The sequence below is a fragment of the Rhodococcus sp. 008 genome (assembly GCF_001682295.1).
GTDB lineage: Bacteria > Actinomycetota > Actinomycetes > Mycobacteriales > Mycobacteriaceae > Rhodococcus_F > Rhodococcus_F qingshengii.
Genome location: NZ_CP012749.1, coordinates 3,750,560 through 3,771,372 on the forward strand (window position 1 = coordinate 3,750,560; position 20,813 = coordinate 3,771,372).

Below are 20,813 nucleotides of genomic sequence, written 5' to 3' on the forward strand. Positions count from 1 at the left end.
TTCGCATTTTGTTCTACCCTGGATGGCTGGATGCTCGAACCGGGGACGAGTGCACCCGCGCCTCTCCGAACGACTTCGACGCTCTTTCGTCCCAACCGAAGGTGAGCCAGGCATGACCGATCAGAACGATCCGCGTAACTCGGGTGGGCCGCGCCGTGAGGATCCCGAGGCCACCGAGGTGTGGGGGCGTACGCCCGACCAGCCGACGGAGCAGTACGGGACGGTGTCCGGCCAGAATCCGAACCAGCCGACGGAGTATTTCGGTCAGCAGCCGGGGGCACAGCAGTATCCGGGGGCACAGCAGTATCCCTACGGCGGACCGGATCAGAACACGGAGTACTTGGGGCAGCAGGGGCAGCAGCCGAATCCCACTCAGGCGTTCCCTGCCTACAACCCGCAGTTCGATCCGCAGGCGCCGCCGCCTGGTGCGACGCAGGCCTATCCGCCGTACACCGCTCAGCAGTACGGGAACCCGGATCAGTACGGGAACACGCAGCAGTACGGAAATACACAGCAGTATCCGGTTGCCGGTGGTGGCGGTGGAGTTCCGCCGGAACAGCCGTTCATCGACGATGGATCGTCGGGCGGCGGTAAGAAGCGCAAGCTCGCGACGTGGGTGGCCGCCGGTGTGGTCGGGATCCTGGTCGCCGTGATCGCGATCATCGCGTTCTCGGCGTTCGGCTCGAACGACAAGGGCACCCAGACCGCTTTCGTTCCCCCGACCACCACGACGCAGGCGCCGACCACGACACCGCCGAAGGCCAGCACCACGGCGCCGACTCCGACGACGGATTCTCCGCTCAGCCAGCTTCCAGGCGGGCTCGGCGAAGTCATCGGTGACGCCGGGGGAGCCGTCGGCACCGTGAAGTCGAACGACGGCGGCACGTTGGTCATCGATTCGATCGGGGGTTCGCAGGTGACGATTCTGACCACCGCGGACACCACGCTCATCGCGCTCAACCGCGCCACCATCGCCGATCTGCAACCGGGAGACAACATCGTCGTCGACGGCACGCCGGTGGAGAACGGCACGATGACCGCCAACACGATTCTGAGTACGTCGCTGCCGAAGTTCGGCAACTGAGTCGTTCACGACACATCGGGCGAGTCCACCAGGGTGTCGCGGGAGGTTGAGGCCGCGAGTCGCTACCCTGGAGGGTGATGACTGGAATGTGGTTCGGACTGGCAGCAATTGCACTCGCAGGCGCGGGTGCGCTTCTGTACGTCGACAGGACGAGGCGAGATCAATCCGGGCGAGTGCGTCAGATCTGGGCCAAGGCGCAGGGTTACACGTACACGGCCACTGACGATCAGCTGGCAGGCGAATGGCACCGCGCGGTCATGGCCAAGCAGGACTACCTCACTGCTACCGACGTCGTCCGCGGCCGCCGTCGCGGAGAGCAGTTCGTGCTGTTCGACCTGGAGGAGACCGCAACCATCGTGGCTGTTCGCCGCGAGATCGGGTCGGACGTCGACATCGATCTTCGGTTGAAGTCGACGGCTCCGCCCAAGGACGGCGACCTGAACCTGTTGGGCGCGATCGGTTCACGAGTCGTCTTCGCGACCGATCTCGAGATCGCACGTCGTGTCTGTGATCAGCGCATGGTGGCGTTCACCGAATCGGTTCCGCCGTCGATCAGCATGCTGTGGAGCGAAGGGCAGTGGACGCTCGGTTCGCTTCCGGTGACCAGTAACGGCCGGGACTGGGACGCGGCAATCGAGTCGGTTGCGCGCCTGTCCGGCATTCTGCATGTCCTGCCTCCCGTCACCGATCCCAACGAACTCGAGGTCGATCACGATCCGAGCCGCCCGCGGCCGGGCGCCGAGAAGTCTCGCCCAACTCCGGATCCGGTAGAACAGCCCCGTTCGCGTCAAGAGCAGCCGCCCCGTGACGCTCCGCCGCGTGAATTTGCCCCGCGTGAGTCCGCACCGCGTGAGCCCGCACCGCGGGAATCTGCGCCACGTCCGGATCAATCGCTGCGCAAGCCCGAGGCGGCTGACAAGCCGGCTCAGCGCCCGGCGTCGCAGCGCTCGGGCACAATTCGCCCGGTCGACTGACCTTTAAGGTTCCCGTCCAGGCGCGATAACCACTAGCGTGGCCGGTATGTCGACTTCCCACTCGGATCGCCCTGTGCGTCCCGTTGCCCTGGTGACCGGACCCACCTCTGGTCTCGGCGCCGGTTTCGCCAAGAAATACGCCTCCCTCGGATACGACCTGGTTCTCGTCGCACGTGACGAGGTCAGATTGCACGACCTCGCGTCCGAGTTGAAGACGATGTTCGGCACCGAGTCGGAGATTCTGGTTGCCGATCTCGCATCGGAGGCCGGACGCGACACGGTCGCGCTTCGTTTGGAGAAGGGCGTCGAGGTGTTGGTGAACAACGCCGGATTCGGTACCTCCGGCGAGTTCTGGACCGCCGATCCGGCGCTTCTTCAGTCTCAACTCGACGTCAACGTCACCGCCGTGATGCGGCTGACCCGTGCGGCGCTGCCCAGCATGATCGCGTCGGCGCACGGAACGATTGTCAACGTGGCGAGCGTCGCGGGCCTGCTGTCCGGGCGGGGTTCGACGTATTCGGCAAGCAAGGCCTATGTCATCTCGTTCACCGAAGGGCTGTCCGGCGGGTTGGCCGGGACGGGAGTGCGCGTGCAGGCGCTGTGCCCGGGCTTCATTCGCACCGAGTTCCACGAGCGCGCGGGCATCGAGATGTCCACGATCCCCAAGCCGATGTGGCTGAGCGTCGACCAGGTGGTTGCGGCGTCGATGAAGGATCTCGGTGACGACAAGGTCATCAGTATTCCGGGATTCCAGTACAAGGTCCTCACGACGGCCGGGCGTCTCGTTCCCAAGGGGCTGGTTCGCCGGCTGACCAACATCGTCGGACGTGGCCGCGGGCGGACGTAGCCCAGAGGCGGAAGCCGGACGTAGCCCAGAGGCAGAAGCCGAACACAAGGCAGTGGTCGGTAGGCTGAGCACTCATGAGCGATCGTGAGGATTTGGCTGCGCTGGTGCGCGAATTGGCTGTTGTACACGGAAAGGTGACGTTGTCCTCGGGCAAGGAAGCCGATTACTACGTCGACCTTCGCCGCGCGACACTTCACCACAAGGCAGCGCCGCTGATCGGCTCGCTGCTGCGTGAACTGGTCGCGGACTGGGATTTCGACGCCGTCGGCGGTTTGACGATGGGCGCCGATCCGGTCGCTATGGCAGTGATGCACGCTCCCGGCCGACCGATCGATGCGTTTGTCGTCCGCAAGGCCGCGAAGGCCCACGGGATGCAGCGCCAGATCGAGGGCCCGGACATCGTCGGCAAGCGTGTCCTGGTTGTCGAGGACACGACCACGACGGGCAATTCGCCGTTGACAGCAGTGAAGGCCCTGCGCGAGGCAGGGGCCACCGTGGTCGGAGTCGCTACGGTCGTCGATCGCGCGACGGGTGCGGATGCGGTGATCGGTGCCGAGGGCGTCGAGTACCGCTCGCTGCTGGGCCTGGAAGATCTGAACCTGAGCTGACGCCCCGTGAGTGGTTAAGGAGTCCCTGCACTCCTCAACCACTCACAGGGGTCAGTCGCCTACGGTGACGGCGAGTGCTTCGTCGACGCTGTGCGGCGCGGGATCGTGGTCGTCGACGTGAGCGAGAACCTTACGTCCGCTCGACAGGACGAATACGGCGGCAAGGGTGAGCACCGCGCCGACCCAGAACGGCATGTGGACGTTGGATTCGCCGAGCTTGCCGGCTACCCACGGAGCAGCGGCGCCGCCGACGAATCGAACGAAGCTGTAAGCAGCCGAGGCGGTCGACCGCTCCACGGGAGCTGAGATCATGACGGTTTCGGTGATGAGTGTGTTGTTCACGCCGAGGAACAAACCGGCGAGGACGACACCGACGATCAATACGATCTTGTTCTCGGTGAACAGCGCCATCATGCCCAGGTCGAGTGCGAACAGGGTCAGTGCCAGCATCATCATCCGCAGGGTGCCGAAGCGTCGTTGCAGGCGAGGGGCGAGGAAAACCGACGAGATCGCCAGCATCAGGCCCCAACCGAAGAAGATGAATCCGATCGGGTACGCCCCCATGTCGAGGGGGAACGGCGTGTACGCGAGCAGCGTGAAGAATCCGTAGTTGTAGAGCAGCGCGGTGATGGCAACGGTGAGTAGCCCGCGGTGCCGCAACGCCTGGAAGGGCGCAGCGATGGATGTGTGGTGTTCGGGCTTGGGTGCGCTCGGAAGCATCACGACGATGAGAATGAAGGCGACCGCCATCAGGGCTGCGACGCCGAAGAACGGTGCGCGCCAGCTGATGTCACCGAGAACTCCGCCGACCAGCGGTCCGACTGCGATACCGATGCCCAGTGCAGCCTCGTACAGGATGATCGCCCGTGCCACGCCGCCGCTGGCCGCGCCGACGATTGCCGCGAGCGCCGTTGCGATGAACAGTGCATTGCCGAGTCCCCAGCCCGCACGGAATCCGACGATCTGGCCGATGGTGCTGGAAGCGCCTGCCAGAGAAGCGAACACGATGATGATGGCAAGGCCTGCAAGAAGTGTTTTCTTGGCGCCGATGCGGCTGGACACCACACCGGTGATGAGCATGGCCACGCCGGTGACGAGCATGTAGCTGGTGAACAGCAGCGAAACCTGCGACGGTGTGGCGTCGAGTTGTTCGCCGATCGGTTTGAGGATCGGATCGACCAATCCGATGCCCATGAAGGCGATGACGCTGGCAAAGGCTACCGCCCACACCGCTTTCGGTTGTTTCAGGAGGCTCGGCGGAGCCTCGTTCTGGTGCGTTGATGTCGCGGTCGTGTTGCTCACGGCCACCTCCTTTTTCAGTGGTGGGTGTTTCAGCTGGGATCGGAAGTCTTGATGATGGACCGCAATTCGGCCAATCCGTCGGCCAGTTTCTTGATCTGCTCGGGCCCGAGTTCGACGAAGTGGGGGACTAGAGCGTCGGCGATCTCGTTTCGACCGTCGTTCAAGATCTTTCGTCCCTTGTCCGTCATGGCCACTCGAACTGCCCGGGCGTCCTCGGGGTCGGCGCGGCGTTCGACGTAACCGTTCTCGCCGAGTTTGCGCAGTAGTGCAGTGGCAGAGGGCTGCGAGCTTCTGTCGAGTCGAGCGAAGTCGCTGATCCGCATTTCGCCGTATTCCTCGAGTAACGAGAGTGCGCGCAGCCAGGCACGTGGGTACTGATCGGACGCGAAGGAGCCTGCCAGCTTCGCGAAGCGGTGCGTATTGCTCACGAGGTCGACGAGTAGTTCGTGCAGTTGCTGTTCTTCGTCTGTCACGAAGAATATTATTGCATAGGTTAACTATGTAAATCAACGAGTCCGTGGAAGGTGGTCCGTCACGGCGGTGGCTACCAGCGACGGCACATCGAGGTCGGGTGCGACGAGTGTGAGGCTTCGATTTGCCGCCAGCACTGCGATGCCGTGGGTTCCGGTCCAGATGTTCAACGCAGATGTGGTGGGATCGGAGGCGTCGGCCTCTTCGGTCAGGGATTGCAGGGCGGCGAAGAGTGGGAGAGAAGACTCTCGGAGGTTGCTGCCTGCGCCCTCGAGGAGGTCGTGGCGAAACATCAACTCGAACATCGCCGGTCGCTCCTGGGCGAATGACACGTATTCGATTGCTGCCGAGATCAATCGGCTACGAGCGGGTTGTTTGCCGGCGAGGACGGGATCGAGTCTGTCGGCGAGATCGCGCAGGCCGTGTGAGGCAATTGCGGCTAGCAGGCTGTTGTGGGTCGGAAAGTATCTCCGCGGGGCGCCGTGCGACACGCCCGCCCGACGCGCTATCTCCCGTAGCGTCAGTTCTGTGGCGCCGTCGGCATCGAGAATCTCGACGCCGGTGGCGACGAGTGTTTCGCGAAGGCTGCTGACAGTCATGGAAGACAGTGTCTACTATTCTCGTCGTAGACACTGTCTACTAGACGGAAAAGGTGATGCCCTGTGCTTTATTGGCTGTTCAAATACGTCCTGATCGGCCCGGTCCTCTGGCTGTTCGGGCGGCCGACGATCGAGGGTCAGCACCACATCCCCAAGAAAGGGCCGGTGATTCTCGCCGGCAACCATCGGGCAGTCGTCGACTCGTTCTTCCTGGTTCTCATGGTGCGCCGACGCATCACCTTCGTCGCGAAGAGTGAATATTTCACCGGGACCGGTGTGAAGGGCGCGATGCAGCGCTGGTTCTTCGGTGGGGCCGGTCAGGTGCCGATCGACCGTAGCGGCGCCGACGCCTCCCGTGCGGCGTTGGACACGGCCATCGGGATTCTCGACAAGGGTGGTGTCTGGGGGATCTACCCCGAGGGAACACGATCACCTGACGGTTGCCTGTACAAGGGAAAGACCGGAGCGATTCGAGTTGCCTTGGAAACCGGGGCGCCGGTCATTCCCGTCGTCGTACACGGCGGTGACGCAGTCAACCCGCCGGGTACGCGGATGTGGCGCTTCAGCAAGGTCCGGATCACGGTAGGGGAGCCGATCGACTTCTCTCGGTACCGCGAACTTCGTGGCTACCAGGCCGTCGTGCGTGCGGCGACGGACGAATTGATGGCAGTGCTCTGTGACCAGTCGGGGCAGGAATACGTCGATGTCTACGGCGCGGACGTCAAATCCGGCGATGCCGCCTGAGTGACCCAGTACGGTCGCTGTTGGACGTGTAACCAACAGGAGGATTGTGATGGCGGGCAAGTGGGGCATCGAGCACGCAGTTTTTGCGGCGGCGACGGCAGCGACAGTGTTCGGGGCAGTAGTCGGTAACGAGCGGGTTCAGCAGATCGCGAAGCCGTTGATCGCACCCGCTCTGGCCGCCCGAGTGCTGCGCAAGCGCTCGGAGACGGAAACTGCCGATACCGCACTGCTTCTGGCCGGTCTCGCCGCTGCAACTGTCGGCGACGTGTTCATGATCGACCCGGACAACGATGCTCGTCTGATCAAGGGCGCGTCCTCGTTCGCGGTGATGCAGGCCAGTTACTCGGCGCTCCTGCTGCGGCGCGGCGCTCGGCCGACCCGCGCTGCCCTGCGGCCCCGCATCAGCGGTTGGTCGACGGCGTCCGGACTGCTCCGTGCCAAGGCCCCGAGCGTGTCGACGCCGCTCACCGGATACGGATTGATGTTGGGAACCACCTCGACGTTGTCGGCGGACCCCGCTCTGGCACCGCAGTCAAAGGCCGTGCTCGACGTGGTCGTCCCGAACAAGGATCGACGCTCCTGGCTCGGATTGGGCGGAGTGCTCTTCACCGCATCCGACGGACTGATCGTGGTGCGTCGTCTGTTCATCCGCGGGACCGCCGGCCGCGCTGCTGCCGAGGGTGTGATCCTGGCGTCGTACGCGGGAGCGCAGCTGATGCTGGTGGAGGGCATGTTGGCGCTGGGGCGCAAGAAGAGCGTCTAGTCTTTCACGGGCACAGCATGATTCGGTCTCGGTTCTTCGGGTCCACCATGACGGTGACCGTGGATCCGGGAGTGATCTTGTCTTTGTACTCGGGTCGGATCTCGTACTCGATCCGGCCCGAGTACGAATCGGAACCTGGAACCGTGAGGTGGAGTGCGAGCTTGGCCAATTCGCCGTCGACAGTTCGGCGCAGGGGTGTGACGGTGTCGATTCGTGCCCACCCTTCGAGGCCGTGCTTTTCGAGTTTGCGCTCGGCGCGGGTCGGGCGGTTGGCCCATGCCATTCCGAATCCGAGAACCGAGCCGAAAGCGGCGAGCAGCCCGCCGATCTGATAGGGCAGCGTGCCAGGTGGGGTGTGCTCGACCAGCCATCCGAGCCACACGGCGAGCACGATCAGATACCCCACCGCGATGAAACACACGGTGTGTACGACGCGACGGTGATTCATCAGATTTCCTCCACATCCAGGATAGCCTGACCGGATGAGCGAACCGAACGTCTTCATCACCGGTGCTGCGGCTGGAATCGGGCGGGAGACGTCGCTGTTGTTCGCGCGCAACGGATACCGCGTCGGCGCGTTCGACATCGACGACGCCGGCCTTGCCTCCTTGAAGGCCGAGATCGACGGTTTCGGTGGGAGCGTCGTGACGGGTGTCCTGGATGTCACCGATCCGGCGGGATGGGCGCAGTGTCTGGCCGATTTTGCCGGGGAGTCCGGGCGTCTGGACATCCTGATCAACAATGCGGGCGTGCTCTCCTCGGGACGGTTCGAGGATATTTCTCTTGCGGCGCATCGCCGAATGGTCGACATCAACATCACCGGCACCCTCAACGGCACGCACACGGCTTTCCCGTACCTTCGCGATACCGTCGGCGCTCAGGTGGTCAATCTGTGCTCCGCTTCGGCGATCTACGGCCAGCCCGAACTGGCGACGTACGGTGCAACCAAGTTCGCGATCCGCGGCCTGACCGAGGCGCTCGATCTGGAATGGGCACAGCACGACATCCGTGTTCTCGCGCTCTGGCCGTTGTTCGTCCAGACCGCGATGGTCACTGGAATGGACACCGGAGCCACCAGATCGTTGGGTATCAAGCTGACTGCAACCGACGTCGCGCAGGAACTGTGGGCGGCCACACGCGGCGCCGGACGGATGCACAAGGTTCACTACCCGGTCGGAACTCAGGCGAAGCTCTTCCTCAGCGCGTCGCGCTTCTCGCCCGCGTGGCTCTCACGGCTGATGAACAAGCGCGTCACCAGCACTTAGTCGACCACACGATAGAGTGCACTGTCGGCTGTTGCTGGGCCAAGATGACGTGTGTGGAGGTAGTCGGGTGGTTCGTGTTCGGGTGGGGTTCGTCTTGTTGGGCGTCGGGTCGGCGCTCGTGCTCGCAGGGTGCAGCGGGGAGGCGGATTCAGCGCCGACCGTAGCGGCGCAGCCCAGTTCGTCCACCACTACCGCAGTGCCGACGACAACCACCACCGTCGCGCCCGTCGTCCCCACGACCACCGAACCACCGACCACGACGCTGCCACCGACGACGACACTCACGGACGTGCAGTTCGAGCGCAACGAGTCGTACTACTTCACCACTCCCGACGGAAACTTCCAGTGCGGCATCATCAAGTTGCCCACCAGAATCGAAGCCGGGTGCGAGGGAACGACCACTCCCGTTCCGCCGCGGCCGGAGAGCTGCATGGTCAACTGGGGCAACGGTATTCGCGTCACCGACGAGGGTGAGGGTGCTTTCATGTGTTCGGGCGGAGAGGTGTACACCTCTGGCGGCCCCGACGCCGATCCGGTGCTGGCGGCCGGTCAACCGCTGAGCAAACTGGGTTTCACCTGTACGACCACCGCGACAGACGTCTCGTGTGTCAACGATCAGACCACGCACGGCTTCACCGTGGCTGCAGATTCCAACGAGGTGTTCTGATGACCGAAGTCGCAGCCGACGACGTGTCCGGCGGAGCCGGTGAACCGGGACCCACCGAGTGGGGCGAGAATCCCAACGGCGTCGGACCCTGGGCCGAGGAGCACGACACGGAACCGCCGACCGACGCGCGCTACGACCCGGTACTTCTGGCCGAGGGTGATCGTCGAAACGTCTTGGACGAGTATCGGTACTGGACGCGGGAAGCGATAGTCGCGGATATCGACTCGCGCCGTCACACGATGCATGTCGCCATCGAGAACTTCGCGCACGACGCCAACATCGGCACGGTGGTCCGCACGGCCAACGCGTTTGCCGCGGCCGCGGTCCACATCGTGGGGCGTCGGCGCTGGAATCGGCGGGGCGCCATGGTGACCGATCGATACCAACACATCGTTCACCATGCAGACATCGGCGAACTCGTCGAGTACGCCCGTGAGAATTCACTCACGATCGTGGCCGTCGACAACACCCCGGGGTCGGTGCCGCTGGAAACGGCAAGCCTGCCGCGGGAGTGCATCCTGCTGTTCGGTCAAGAAGGCCCCGGAGTGACCGATCATGCGAAAGAGGTTGCGTCCATGACGGTCTCGATCGCACAATTCGGTTCGACTCGCAGCATCAACGCCGGTGTCGCGGCCGGCATCGCGATGCACGCGTGGGTACGTGAGCACGCCGATCTCGCCGATTCCCGCTGATCTCGCTCGCGAATTCCGGCTAGCGTGTAGCGCCTCGACCAGACAGGATAGGTAGTTATGCAGGAAGTGTGGGCAGAGCGGGCCGATGCGGCTGAGGGCGCGATAGTCAGTCGTCACCTTCGGCGCCTGTGGGGAATGCCCCGGACAGCACTCGGCGTGGTTGCCTGGCCTGCTGTTCGACGCGAGCGGATGTTCAAGCCGTGGCACTACTGGTGGCAAGCACACCTGCTCGATACTGCGATCGACGCACTCGAACGTGACCCGACCCCCAAGCGTCGTCGCCGGGTCGCGAAGGTTGCCCGCAGTGTGCGGGTCCGCAACGTCTCGGCGTGGACCAACAACTACTACGACGACATGGCGTGGCTGGGCCTCTCGCTCGAACGTGCGCAACGCATGTTCTCGGTCGATCACCGAACCGCGGTTCAGGCGCTCGAATCGCAACTCTTCGATTCGTGGTCCCCGGCCGACGGCGGCGGTATTCCGTGGTGCAAAGGCTCCGATTTCTACAACACGCCGGCAAACGGACCCGCCGGAATCATGCTGGCGCGCACCGGAAAACTCTGGCGTGCGCAGGCAACGGCCGACTGGATCGACGAGACGCTGCGGGATCCGGACTCCGGACTGATCTTCGACGGTATCCGCCGCGACGGCACCCTCGAGCGCGCGATCTATTCGTACTGTCAGGGCGTCACGCTGGGGTTGGAAACCGAGTTGTCGACACGATTGGGCGAACCGCGCCACCGCGAGCGAGTCCACAAACTCGTCGACGCCGTGTACGACGGCATGACCGAGTACGGAGTTATCACGGGCGGTGGCGGAGGCGACGGCGGACTGTTCAACGCAATCCTGGCTCGCTACCTCGCGTTCGTGGTGGTGAACCTGTCCTGGGAGACTCACGAGGACCTGCGAGCGCGCGAACTCGCAGCGCAGATCGTTCTCTCCTCCGCGGAAGCTGCCTGGAACAACAGACTGCAGATCGAAGGCCTGCCGCTGTTCGGGCACGACTGGACCAAGGATGCTCAGTTGCCGAGTCTGTCCGGCGACATCGCCACCTTCGCCGCCGGAACGGTGCGCTCGTCGAGCGTGCCCGAGCGAGACCTCTCGGTGCAGGTGGGTGGGTGGATGCTCATGGAGGCGGCCTTTGTCGTCTCGGCGGCTGGATACCCGCGTAAGCGTTAGGCTTTTTCCTCATGGAATCCCGGTACGTGGTCGACACGGACGGCGTACGTCTTCACGTCGATGTCGGTGGGGCAGGGGCGGACGTTCTGGTTCTCTCCGGCGGCCCGGGATGCGTTCACTATCTTGCTCACGACGAGCTGGTTCCGGAAGGAATGCGCGCGTGGTGCCCTGAGCCACGCGGAGTCGGCCGGTCCGGTGGCGGCGCTCATACGATGGCGCAGGCGGTTGCGGACCTCGAACTCGTCCGACGCACGTTCGAGATCGACAGTTGGGTCGTGCTGGGGCACTCGTGGGGATCCGACTTGGCGGTGCGGTACGCACTCGACTGTCCGGAATCGGTGTCCGGCGTCGTCGGCATCGCGGGGCACGGCCTCCACAAGGACCGGACATGGTCGAAGCAGTACGAAGCGGGAATCGAGCCGGACCCGCAGATACCTTGGGAACCTGTTGTCTGGCAATCGCTTCAAGAATCGTTCATCGAATGGATCCATGAACCACAGCTGTTTCGGCAGTTGGCCGACTCACCAGTGCCCATGACATTTCTCGCGGCGGCCGACGACATTCGCCCGTCGTGGCCGTTGCAGCAACTGGCCGAGCTCGTGCCTAACGGTAGTTTCGAGGTCGTCGACGGTGTCGCGCACAACTTCTGGCAGTCTCACCCGCTCCTGTGGAGGAAGATCGTCACCGAGGCTTGTGCGGCGCACTCTCGGCTCTCCTGATTTCCACCAGGATCCGCTCCGCGACGGTCTGGTACCCCAGGCTCCGATTGACGGTCAGCATCGGGTGATTCTCCGCGTTCACCGTTGTGTAAATCTTTCGCAGGGAGGGAAATTCAGCTGCCAATACAGACGCTTGTTGCTCCTTGACCCACTGAGCGAGACCGTGCCCGCGGTGCTGCGGAAGTACCACGGTGTCGTGCTGCGATGCGTGGGTGCTGTCATGTTCGTCCACCGTCACCACTGTTGCTGCGGCTACTTCGCCGATGCCGTCGTCGACCGCGCAGCACACCAGGAGGACTTGAGAGCCGTCCGTCATCTTCTGTTCCCACGATCTGACCTCGTCGGCTCCCCAATTACGTTCGGGTATCTGCAGTTCGGCGCCGGGCGCGTCGAGGAGTCGGTTCAATGCCTCCGAGAAGGAGTGGACCAGCTCGTCCGGGGTTCGGTTGCGCCAACTGACGATTCGATAGCCGGGGCGGGTGCTGTGTGCGGTGGGAGGGCTGAGGTGCTGAACCTGGTTGGCCAACCGAAGCAACACGCGGTGACCGTCGAACGATCGCAGGAAATGCTCGGCTGCGCTTCCGACGAGCGCCGTCACTCTGATTCTTCGCACGCCGAACCCGGCGATGTCGACTTCGACGAGTTCGGCAAGCGCTCGTCCTACCCCTCGTCGCTGCGCGTGGGGTGTCACGTACATCCGAAACTCTGCGAGATCAGGTTCCGCCGAGTTGCGTCGCGCCTGGGCGATGCCGAGGACTTCGTCCGTTCCACCGTCGCGTGCGATCCAACGCCATACATCGGCCGAATTGTCCTCGGCCTCGATCATTTCCATCAGCGCCGTCGCTGTCGGCGCAGTTCCGGACAGGTGACGCTGGCCTTCGGCGAAGACCTCACACCACTGGTGAAGAACCGATGCTGTCGATCCGGACGGTACGAACTCGGCTACGACTACGCGGCTCACCCATGTGACGATACCGAGCTGCCAACCCCGAGTTGGAATCACGCGAACCCTAACCCTGTCGGACTGCGGCGGCAGTTGCCAGCATTCAGGCATGTCTGATTCTCCGCGCCAACTGAGCCTCAACGCGTTCATCCACCCCGCCGGTCATCACGAAGCGGCGTGGCGTCATCCGTGGACAACACCGGAACGTCTGTTCGACGTCACGTATTTCCAGGAGATCGCTCGCACTGCTGAGGCGGCGAAGTTCGACGGAATCTTCTTCGCCGACGGTCCCGCGTTGCGCAGCGACGTCGAGCACGGTCCTGCAGGAACGTTGGAGCCGATCACCTTGTTGACGGCCATTGCAGTGGCAACCGAGCGGATCGGATTGATCGCGACGGCGTCGACCACGTACTACGAGCCGTACAACCTGGCTCGGCTGTTCGCCTCGCTCGACCACATCTCGAACGGACGTGCTGGGTGGAACATCGTCACCACGGGTACGGATCTGGCTGCCGCGAACTTCGGGCTGGCCAAGCATCCGGACCACGGCGACCGGTATTCGCGTGCAAGGGAATTCGTCGACGCGGTGGTGCGGTTGTGGGACAGCTGGGAGGACGACGCGATCAGTCTGGACCGGGAGAACGGAATCTACGCGGACAGAAACAAGATTCACGAGATCAACTACGTCGGCCGGCATCTTCGGGTGCGGGGACCGTTCAACGCACCGCGAACGCCGCAGGGATACCCGGTGCTGGTGCAGGCCGGGGCGTCCAACGACGGTCGCGCGTTTGCCGGTCAGTATGCGGAGGCGATTTTCACAGCGCACCAGAGACTTTCCGATGCGCAGGCGTTCTACACCGACATCAAGTCGAGGGCTGCTCAGTTCGGGCGCAACCCCGATCATGTCAAGATCCTGCCCGGAATCAGCCCGTTCATCGGTGACACCGAGGAACAAGCCAAGGCGCTCGAGCGAGAATTCAACGAGTTGACTTCGCCGGAGTACGGGCTCGCGCAACTCGGTGCACTCACCGGGACCGATGTTCGGAATCTGGAACTGGATGCACCGGTTCCTGTCGAATTGTTCGCGGCGGCAGGTGATGTCACCGACAACAAGCAAAGCAGATTGCAGGTGATCGCCGGCATAGTCGAGCGTGAGCGTCCGACGGTTCGGGGACTGCTTCATCGTTTGGCGGGTGCGCGCGGACACCGGGTGTTTGCTGGAACCGCCGAGCAGGTGGCTGACACGATCGAGGAATGGTTCACCAGCGGTGCTGCTGACGGCTTCAACGTCATGCCGCCGTACTACCCGGGTGGACTCGAGATCTTCACCGAGCGTGTGGTCCCGATCCTGCAGGATCGCGGTCTTTTCCGGACCGAATACTCGGGTACGACCCTTCGTGATCATTTCGGTTTGCCGAGGCCCGAGAGCCAGTTCTCGGGTAGTGCCTCTGCAGTGCAGTAGGCCCGCCCGCTGTTGTCGATAATGACAATGGTTACCATTAAGGAATGAAGCAGCTACCGGTAACCGTGCTGTCCGGATTTCTGGGCGCAGGCAAGACCACACTCCTCAACCACATTCTCGCCAATCGCGATGGCCGGAGGGTCGCCGTCATCGTCAACGACATGAGCGAGATCAACATCGACGCGGCCCTCGTCGCGGGCCAGGGTCATCTCGACCGCACGGAAGAGAAGTTGGTCGAGCTGACCAACGGATGCATCTGCTGCACGCTGCGTGAAGATCTGATCGACGCCGTCGGCGCTCTCGCGCGAGAAGGACGGTTCGATCAGTTGGTGATCGAGTCCACCGGCATCTCCGAACCGATGCCGGTGGCGGCCACCTTCGACTGGGAATTCGAGGACGGATTCAGCCTCGGCTCGCTCGCGAAGCTCGACACCATGGTGACCGTGGTGGACGCGTCGACCTTCCTCGGCGAACTGGCAAAAGGCGAACGACTGGACGAGCGCAACCTCGAAGCCGGGGAGGGGGACGGACGCAGCATCTCCGATCTCCTGGTCGATCAGGTGGAGTTCGCCGACGTCATCTTGCTGAACAAAACCGACCTGGTGAGCCCGCGGGCGGCGGGAACCGTCGAGGCGACGCTTCGAAGGCTCAACCCCACTGCTCAGCTGATTCGGACCGACCACGGAAAAGTCACCCTCGATCGCGTCCTCGAAACCGGTCTCTACAACCCGGAACTGGCTGCGCAAGTACCCGGTTGGGACGAGGAGCTGGCCGGCGGGCACACCCCGGAAACCGAGGAATACGGAATACGCAGCGTCACGTATCGAGCCTCGCGACCCTTTCATCCGGCGCGACTCGAGGCTGCGCTCGGTCAGTTCGCGGGACTCTTGCGAAGCAAAGGCTTCTGCTGGATCGCCAGTCGGCCCGAGTTCGCCGCGATCTGGTCGCAGGCAGGCCCCAACCTCGTCATCGAACCGGCGCAACTGTGGGCGTCGGCAGCGGAGGTGCCAGGGCAGGAGATCGTGTTCATCGGAGTGAAACTCGACCCGGCGGCGCCATCACGAATCCTCGATCCGGCTCTGCTGACCGACGACGAACTACGCGAAGGTCCGCGGGCCTGGACTCGCTACGAGGACCCGCTTCCGGCGTGGGACCAGAGCCACCTGCACTGAGCAGACAGCTTCTAGTCGAGGACTTCTTCGACCTCGACGTCTTCGGCCGGTCGGGCCATCTCCTTGCGGTACTGCCAGATTCCCAGCGCAGTACCGATGACCAAGCTGACCATCATCACGATCAGCACGGCGGGCAGCAACCATGGCACGCGATCGAGGAACGAGCCACCGTAGAAACCGAGTAGCAGGAGCACGGGCGCCCAGATGATCGCGCCGATGGTGCTCGCGATGGTGTAGCGCGTGTGGTTCATCTTGGCTGCGCCCGCGACCATCGGGCACAGGGTGCGCACCCACGGAACCCAGCGAGCAATCAGGACCGCCCAGAACCCGTGTTTTTCCAACAGGATGTTCACGCGATGCAGGTTCTTCTCGGTGAAGTACTTGCCGCCCTTACGGGCTTTGATGTGATTGCCGGTCCGGTGGCCGATGACGTACCCGACCTGGTTGCCGGCAATGGCCGCGATCATCGCACCGACAGACAACGCCCACACGTGGCCCGCGCCGGATTCGTGGCCGGCAAGAACGATTCCGGCTGTGATCAGAAGCGAATCACCGGGGAGAAACAACCCGAGGATGATCGCGCACTCGATGAAGACGAACGTGACGACGATGATCCAGACCAACAGAGGCCCGGCAGTCTCGAGCGGGGAGAAACTGCCGGATGCGAGCGTCATCGTCGTCAGTTCTTCGCCTCGTTCTGCAATCAGGGGGTGGGGTCTTCGGGGACTGTCACCGTCGAATTGTCCGTAGTGGAAGTATTCGCCGTTTCACCACGTCTCGACGCCAGAATTCGCTTCCCGATTTCGAAGACGATCGGCAGAACCGACACCAGTACGATCAAGATGAAGATGTAGTCGACATTGTCGCGGATGAATTCGATCTGCCCCAGGAGGTAGCCGAGCAAAGTCACGCCGGCACCCCACAGGATGCCGCCGACGATGTTGTACGTCAGGAACAGTGAGTACTTCATCTTCGAAGCGCCGGCGACAACCGGAGCAAAAGTACGCACGATCGGCACGAACCGAGCCAGGATAATGGTGATCGGGCCGTGCTTTTCGAAGAAGGCGTGTGACTCGTCGATGTACTTCTTCTTGAAGAACCGCGCGTCGTCCGTCTTGAACAGGGCAGTTCCGCCCTTGGCGCCGATGTAGAACCCGACTTGGTCACCCAGAATCGCGGCGATCGGAATGGTCACCAGGAGCACCCACAGCGGCGCGAACGGTTCGATCTCGGTGGACTTGGACGCCGCGATCAGCCCTGCGGTGAAGAGGAGCGAATCGCCGGGCAAGAGCGGAAACAGCAGGCCTGATTCGATGAAGACCACCAGAAGCAATCCCACCAGAACCCACGTTCCGAAGGAATTCAAGAGGTTCACGGGATCGAGGAAGCCGGGCAGCAAGGCCAGGTTCGTCACGGATTCAGTTGCTGCCTGCACATTCACGGTGGCCAGAGTACCGGCCGAATCTGAGTGTTTCCCACCACCGCAGGTCATCGCGTCGGTGGCGGCGGGCCGAGACCGCAAAGAGACGTGACGAGTCGGACTTGCCATACTGCTAGGACCACACGAAGCGCTTTCACATCGCCGAGCGCTCCGAACGACACGTATATGGAGGACTCCCGCCGTGCCTATCGCAACTCCCGAGGTCTATGCCGAGATGCTTGGTCGGGCCAAGGAGCATTCCTTTGCCTTCCCCGCCATCAACTGTGTCGGCTCCGAATCCATCAACGCAGCCATCAAGGGCTTCGCGGACGCCGGCAGTGACGGCATCATCCAGTTCTCGACGGGCGGCGCCGAGTTCGGTTCCGGTTTGGGCGTCAAGGACATGGTCACCGGCGCTGTTGCGCTCGCCGAGTTCGCACACGTGATCGCGGCAAAGTACGACGTCACCATCGCGCTGCACACCGATCACTGCCCGAAGGACAAGCTGGACACCTACGTGCGTCCGCTGCTCGCGATCTCGCAGGAGCGCGTCGACGCCGGTCGTAACCCGCTGTTCCAGTCGCACATGTGGGACGGCTCGGCTATCCCGATCGACGAGAACCTGGCCATCGCCAAGGAACTGCTCGCCCTCTCGAAGGCTGCACGCATCATCCTCGAGGTCGAGATCGGTGTCGTCGGCGGTGAAGAAGACGGCGTCGAAGCCGAGATCAACGACAAGCTCTACACCTCGAGCGAAGACTTCGAGAAGACGGTCGATGCTCTGGGCATCGGCGAACAGGGCAAGTACCTCCTTGCCGCCACCTTCGGCAACGTCCACGGCGTCTACAAGCCGGGCAACGTCAAGCTCAAGCCCGAGGTTCTCGAAGAGGGCCAGAAGGTCGCCGCTGCCAAGCTCGGCCTGGCTTCCGGTTCGCAGCCCTTCGACTTCGTCTTCCACGGTGGATCGGGATCGTTGAAGTCGGAGATCGAGGACTCGCTGAACTTCGGCGTCGTCAAGATGAACGTCGACACCGACACCCAGTACGCGTTCTCCCGTCCGATCGCCGGACACTTCTTCACCAACTACGACGGCGTCCTCAAGGTCGACGGCGAGGTCGGAAACAAGAAGGCATACGACCCGCGCAGCTACCTCAAGAAGGCCGAAGCCGGCATGACGGCTCGCGTCGTCGAGGCGTGCAACGACCTGAAGTCGGCCGGACGCTCGGTGTCGGCAGGCTGATCGGTTTCACAACTGCGCTTCACAGAACAAAATGCGCGCCGGCGAAATTCTCGCCGGCGCGCATTTTCTGTTCAGGTACCTACTTGCTGGGATCGCAGACCTTCCACGTGCCGTCCTGGCGCTCGAGGTCGAACGTGCGCCACGACTGCTCGCCCGTGCTCGGCAAACTCGCCTGGACCTGAGCGATCGCGGTGTCGTCGGTGATGCGCACCGCGTCGACGGCTCCGACCTGCGGGATCGTCTTCTGCGCGACGGCATTGTCGTGGACCTGCGCGAACGCTGCGTCGGGAATGGTGCGGTAGTACTCGCCCAACGCCCCACAGGTCGACGTTCGCAGCGTTGCCAGATCGCCGGTCTGCAGAGCGTCGACGTACGTCGAGATGGCGGTCTGGACCTGAGCTTCGGGTGAGCTTTCACCGCTACCGCTGTTGGACGAGACGAATACGGCGACGCCGATCGCCGCGAGGACGGCGACGCCGGCCGCTGCTGCCGCGATGTACCAGCCCTTGCCGCTGCGCTTGGTCTTCTCCGGCGCGGCGGGCTCGATGCGAGTCGGCATCGGCTGAGCCGGCGGTGGGGTCGCTGCGACACCCACACGTTGAGGCGCGGCGCGCTGCTGCGGTTGAGGCGCAGCGCGCTGCGGTGGTGGTGGGGTCGGAGCCTGCCGGGGTGGTGGTGTCGGCTGCGTGGCTTTCGGAATCGCGACGGTGGCGGGCTCCGGCTTGGGCTGGGGTGTCGGTGCTGCTGTGGGTGCCTGAGTTGCCTTGGGGATCGCGACGGTTGGTGCGCTGGCAGCTTTGGCGTCGCCGTCCGTTTTCGAGGCCTTGTCTGTCTTCTGGATCGCCACAGTCGCAGGTTCGGTCGGGGCCGACTTCTCGGGCGCACCCTTCGGTGCTGCGCTCTTTTTCGAGTTGTCGTCTTTCGAGTCCGGCACGGGTAACCCTTCGGTCTTATGCAGCAATGACCATGTCAGGGTAACGACCGGTATGTAGCCTGCATAACTCCGACCGTCGGCGAGGCGGTCCTGTGGCAGAAAGGCGTAGCGGGCACAATGAGCGCATGACCCAATTCGGTGACCTGCTCGGACCCAAGCCCACTCTGCTTCCCGGCGACGACGACGCGGAATCGGCACTGCTCAACCACGCTGAACCGGCCCAGGTAGCGGCCGACCACCCCACTGCCTCCATTGCGTGGGCCTACCTGGCCGAGGCTGCCCTGGACAAGGGCGAAACCATCACGGCCTACGCCTACGCGCGTACCGGATACCACCGCGGACTCGACCAACTGCGTCGCAACGGTTGGAAGGGTTTCGGTCCCGTGCCCTACAGCCATGAACCGAACCGTGGTTTCCTGCGTTGCGTCGCAGTCCTGGCCAAGGCCGCGAAGACGATCGGTGAAGCCGACGAGTACGCGCGTTGCCTCGATCTGCTCGAAGACTGCGATCCCAACGCCGCCGAAGCGCTTGGCCTCGGTTAGCAGTTTCCGTCCGAGCCGGGCCGGCATCAAGGACCGGGCTCGCAAATCGGTGCGTCGACTTCAGACGTCGGCGCTACCGATCATTCAATGTGCCTTGGCGGCCGGATTGGCGTGGTGGGTTGCCACCACGGTGATCGGGCACCACGCGCCGTTCTTCGCGCCGATTGCCGCTGTGGTCTCGCTCGGTCTGTCGTTGGGTGCACGACTACGACGCTCGTTCGAGTTGGTTGCGGGAGTCACGGTCGGTATCGGAATCGGTGATCTGATCATCTCCGGTATCGGGAGCGGACCGTGGCAGATCAGTTTGGTTGTCGTGCTGGCGATGTCCGTCGCGGTGCTTCTCAACAGCGGGCCGATCTTCTCCATGCAGGCGGGAAACTCGGCTGTGCTGGTGGCGACGCTGATCCCGCCGGGCGGCAGCGGCGGTCCCGATCGCATGATCGATGCCCTTGTCGGTGGTCTGGTGGGTATCGCGGTGGTCGCGATCATCCCCACCCACCCGGTACGACGCGCGCGCAAGGATGCCGCATCGATCCTCGGAACCGCTTCCGAGGTACTGCAATTGGTGGCAGACGGCCTCGTCGCGAATGACCCGGACCCGATCGTGAAGGCACTGCAGAAGGCGCGCGCAACTCAGGGTGCCATCGACGGGTTGCGCAGTAACCTTCTCGGCGGGCGCGAGATCAGCCGAATCTCCCCGCTGTACTGGAACAGTCGGCCTCGCCTCGAAAGGCTCATGGCGACAGCCGATCCCATCGACAACGCGATGCGCAACATTCGAGTGCTCGCGCGTCGTTCGTTGACGTTGGTCAGGGACGACGAGATCCTCGATCCGCGTCTGGTGGCTCAGGTCGAGCGCTTGTCGAAAGCCGTCGAAGTTCTCGAGGACATGATCCTGGCGGAGCCGGGGGAGCAGCCTGATCAGGCCGAAGCAGCGCGCGTCCTGCGCTCGGTCGCGAAGGAACTGAAACCGGCGATAGTGGAGAACGCGGGCCTGTCCTCGACGGTGGTGTTCGCCCAGATTCGATCGCTGGTCGTCGACCTGTTGCAGGTCGCGGGCATGAAGCGAATCTCGTCGATCGCCACTCTGCCGCCCACCGTGCCTCATCCCGCCTACGAGCCGGATCACTGACCTCTGCCGTTTCCCGCTCACTGAGCAACTCATTGTATGTATGCGAATGTATGC

General features: G+C 63.4%; 24 protein-coding genes. 16 read left to right on the top strand and 8 right to left on the bottom strand.

Annotated features, from left to right (window positions below):
* The first annotated feature begins 112 nt into the window (after nt 1-112).
* The 4 genes from AOT96_RS17450 to pyrE all read left to right on the top strand — a co-directional run bounded on the left by AOT96_RS17450 (nt 113) and on the right by pyrE (nt 3,513).
* Nucleotides 113-1,084, top strand: coding sequence for a hypothetical protein (locus AOT96_RS17450; RefSeq protein WP_042452195.1), 972 nt, complete (start codon nt 113-115; stop codon nt 1,082-1,084).
* Between the two features lie 86 nt (nt 1,085-1,170).
* The gene (locus AOT96_RS17455) at nt 1,171-2,058 is read left to right on the top strand and encodes a hypothetical protein (protein ID WP_003944407.1); all 888 of its coding nucleotides are present in this window, start codon (nt 1,171-1,173) and stop codon (nt 2,056-2,058) included.
* A gap of 46 nt (nt 2,059-2,104) precedes the next feature.
* Nucleotides 2,105-2,905, top strand: a complete 801-nt coding sequence (locus tag AOT96_RS17460; RefSeq protein WP_037131478.1) for an SDR family NAD(P)-dependent oxidoreductase — start codon at nt 2,105-2,107, stop codon at nt 2,903-2,905.
* Nucleotides 2,906-2,979: 74 nt separating this feature from the next.
* On the top strand, nt 2,980-3,513 hold the full coding sequence (pyrE, locus tag AOT96_RS17465; protein ID WP_003944385.1) for an orotate phosphoribosyltransferase: 534 nt from the start codon (nt 2,980-2,982) through the stop codon (nt 3,511-3,513).
* Between the two features lie 51 nt (nt 3,514-3,564).
* Here the strand turns inward: pyrE and AOT96_RS17470 are convergent, their stop codons facing one another.
* The 3 genes from AOT96_RS17470 to AOT96_RS17480 are packed head-to-tail and all read right to left on the bottom strand — an operon-like array spanning nt 3,565 to nt 5,885.
* Nucleotides 3,565-4,821 carry an MFS transporter gene (locus AOT96_RS17470; RefSeq protein WP_047269490.1) on the bottom strand — a complete coding sequence of 419 codons (1,257 nt, stop codon included), beginning with the start codon at nt 4,819-4,821 and terminating at the stop codon, nt 3,565-3,567.
* A gap of 23 nt (nt 4,822-4,844) precedes the next feature.
* Complete coding sequence (locus AOT96_RS17475; protein WP_003944339.1) at nt 4,845-5,288, bottom strand: MarR family winged helix-turn-helix transcriptional regulator; 444 nt, start codon at nt 5,286-5,288, stop codon at nt 4,845-4,847.
* A 33-nt stretch (nt 5,289-5,321) separates the two neighbouring features.
* Nucleotides 5,322-5,885, bottom strand: a complete 564-nt coding sequence (locus tag AOT96_RS17480) for a TetR/AcrR family transcriptional regulator (RefSeq protein WP_047269489.1) — start codon at nt 5,883-5,885, stop codon at nt 5,322-5,324.
* Nucleotides 5,886-5,948: 63 nt separating this feature from the next.
* On the opposite strand from AOT96_RS17480, the gene AOT96_RS17485 reads away from it, so the two are divergent.
* Nucleotides 5,949-6,629 carry a lysophospholipid acyltransferase family protein gene (locus tag AOT96_RS17485; RefSeq protein ID WP_003944312.1) on the top strand — a complete coding sequence of 227 codons (681 nt, stop codon included), beginning with the start codon at nt 5,949-5,951 and terminating at the stop codon, nt 6,627-6,629.
* A 49-nt stretch (nt 6,630-6,678) separates the two neighbouring features.
* A complete protein-coding gene (locus AOT96_RS17490) occupies nt 6,679-7,392 on the top strand; it encodes a lysoplasmalogenase (RefSeq protein WP_064443267.1) in 714 nt (237 codons plus the stop codon).
* Nucleotides 7,393-7,396: 4 nt separating this feature from the next.
* Here the strand turns inward: AOT96_RS17490 and AOT96_RS17495 are convergent, their stop codons facing one another.
* On the bottom strand, nt 7,397-7,840 hold the full coding sequence (locus tag AOT96_RS17495) for a hypothetical protein (protein WP_007726759.1): 444 nt from the start codon (nt 7,838-7,840) through the stop codon (nt 7,397-7,399).
* A gap of 34 nt (nt 7,841-7,874) precedes the next feature.
* On the opposite strand from AOT96_RS17495, the gene AOT96_RS17500 reads away from it, so the two are divergent.
* The 5 genes from AOT96_RS17500 (at nt 7,875) to AOT96_RS17520 (ending at nt 11,914) form a co-directional block, all read left to right on the top strand.
* Nucleotides 7,875-8,657: an SDR family oxidoreductase gene (locus AOT96_RS17500; RefSeq protein WP_003944309.1), complete on the top strand. Its 783-nt coding sequence runs from the start codon at nt 7,875-7,877 to the stop codon at nt 8,655-8,657.
* A 67-nt stretch (nt 8,658-8,724) separates the two neighbouring features.
* Nucleotides 8,725-9,324 (top strand): DUF6636 domain-containing protein, encoded by a 600-nt coding sequence (locus tag AOT96_RS17505; protein ID WP_003944380.1) that lies wholly within the window; start codon nt 8,725-8,727, stop codon nt 9,322-9,324.
* Nucleotides 9,324-10,016, top strand: a complete 693-nt coding sequence (locus AOT96_RS17510; protein ID WP_064443268.1) for a TrmH family RNA methyltransferase — start codon at nt 9,324-9,326, stop codon at nt 10,014-10,016. The genes AOT96_RS17505 and AOT96_RS17510 overlap by 1 nt, the downstream gene beginning before the upstream one ends.
* 57 nt (nt 10,017-10,073) lie before the next feature.
* Complete coding sequence (locus AOT96_RS17515; protein WP_003944321.1) at nt 10,074-11,195, top strand: glycoside hydrolase family 76 protein; 1,122 nt, start codon at nt 10,074-10,076, stop codon at nt 11,193-11,195.
* Nucleotides 11,196-11,206: 11 nt separating this feature from the next.
* Entirely contained in the window at nt 11,207-11,914 is a 708-nt protein-coding gene (locus AOT96_RS17520) for an alpha/beta fold hydrolase (protein WP_065352074.1), read from the top strand.
* Here the strand turns inward: AOT96_RS17520 and AOT96_RS17525 are convergent.
* Nucleotides 11,877-12,875 carry a GNAT family N-acetyltransferase gene (locus AOT96_RS17525; RefSeq protein WP_231917225.1) on the bottom strand — a complete coding sequence of 333 codons (999 nt, stop codon included), beginning with the start codon at nt 12,873-12,875 and terminating at the stop codon, nt 11,877-11,879. The two genes, AOT96_RS17520 and AOT96_RS17525, sit on opposite strands and share 38 nt — an antisense overlap.
* Before the next feature lie 91 nt (nt 12,876-12,966).
* On the opposite strand from AOT96_RS17525, the gene AOT96_RS17530 reads away from it, so the two are divergent.
* Both AOT96_RS17530 and AOT96_RS17535 read left to right on the top strand, forming a co-directional pair.
* Nucleotides 12,967-14,319: an LLM class flavin-dependent oxidoreductase gene (locus tag AOT96_RS17530; RefSeq protein WP_063314834.1), complete on the top strand. Its 1,353-nt coding sequence runs from the start codon at nt 12,967-12,969 to the stop codon at nt 14,317-14,319.
* Nucleotides 14,320-14,363: 44 nt separating this feature from the next.
* Complete coding sequence (locus AOT96_RS17535) at nt 14,364-15,491, top strand: GTP-binding protein (RefSeq protein ID WP_003944416.1); 1,128 nt, start codon at nt 14,364-14,366, stop codon at nt 15,489-15,491.
* A gap of 11 nt (nt 15,492-15,502) precedes the next feature.
* On the opposite strand, the gene AOT96_RS17540 is transcribed toward AOT96_RS17535, so the two are convergent.
* Together AOT96_RS17540 and AOT96_RS17545 are read right to left on the bottom strand one after the other, a co-directional pair.
* Nucleotides 15,503-16,165, bottom strand: a complete 663-nt coding sequence (locus AOT96_RS17540; RefSeq protein ID WP_003944306.1) for a DedA family protein — start codon at nt 16,163-16,165, stop codon at nt 15,503-15,505.
* Between the two features lie 29 nt (nt 16,166-16,194).
* Nucleotides 16,195-16,932, bottom strand: coding sequence for a VTT domain-containing protein (locus tag AOT96_RS17545; RefSeq protein WP_003944390.1), 738 nt, complete (start codon nt 16,930-16,932; stop codon nt 16,195-16,197).
* Nucleotides 16,933-17,113: 181 nt separating this feature from the next.
* On the opposite strand from AOT96_RS17545, the gene fbaA reads away from it, so the two are divergent.
* Nucleotides 17,114-18,151, top strand: coding sequence for a class II fructose-bisphosphate aldolase (fbaA, locus tag AOT96_RS17550; protein ID WP_007726777.1), 1,038 nt, complete (start codon nt 17,114-17,116; stop codon nt 18,149-18,151).
* 79 nt (nt 18,152-18,230) lie between these two features.
* Here the strand turns inward: fbaA and AOT96_RS17555 are convergent, their stop codons facing one another.
* The gene (locus AOT96_RS17555) at nt 18,231-19,085 is read right to left on the bottom strand and encodes an Rv0361 family membrane protein (RefSeq protein ID WP_065352076.1); all 855 of its coding nucleotides are present in this window, start codon (nt 19,083-19,085) and stop codon (nt 18,231-18,233) included.
* 125 nt (nt 19,086-19,210) lie between these two features.
* On the opposite strand from AOT96_RS17555, the gene AOT96_RS17560 reads away from it, so the two are divergent.
* Together AOT96_RS17560 and AOT96_RS17565 are read left to right on the top strand one after the other, a co-directional pair.
* Nucleotides 19,211-19,627 carry a DUF3151 domain-containing protein gene (locus tag AOT96_RS17560; protein ID WP_007726781.1) on the top strand — a complete coding sequence of 139 codons (417 nt, stop codon included), beginning with the start codon at nt 19,211-19,213 and terminating at the stop codon, nt 19,625-19,627.
* The gene (locus tag AOT96_RS17565; protein WP_003944297.1) at nt 19,614-20,759 is read left to right on the top strand and encodes an FUSC family protein; all 1,146 of its coding nucleotides are present in this window, start codon (nt 19,614-19,616) and stop codon (nt 20,757-20,759) included. The genes AOT96_RS17560 and AOT96_RS17565 overlap by 14 nt, the downstream gene beginning before the upstream one ends.
* The last annotated feature ends 54 nt before the right edge of the window (nt 20,760-20,813 follow it).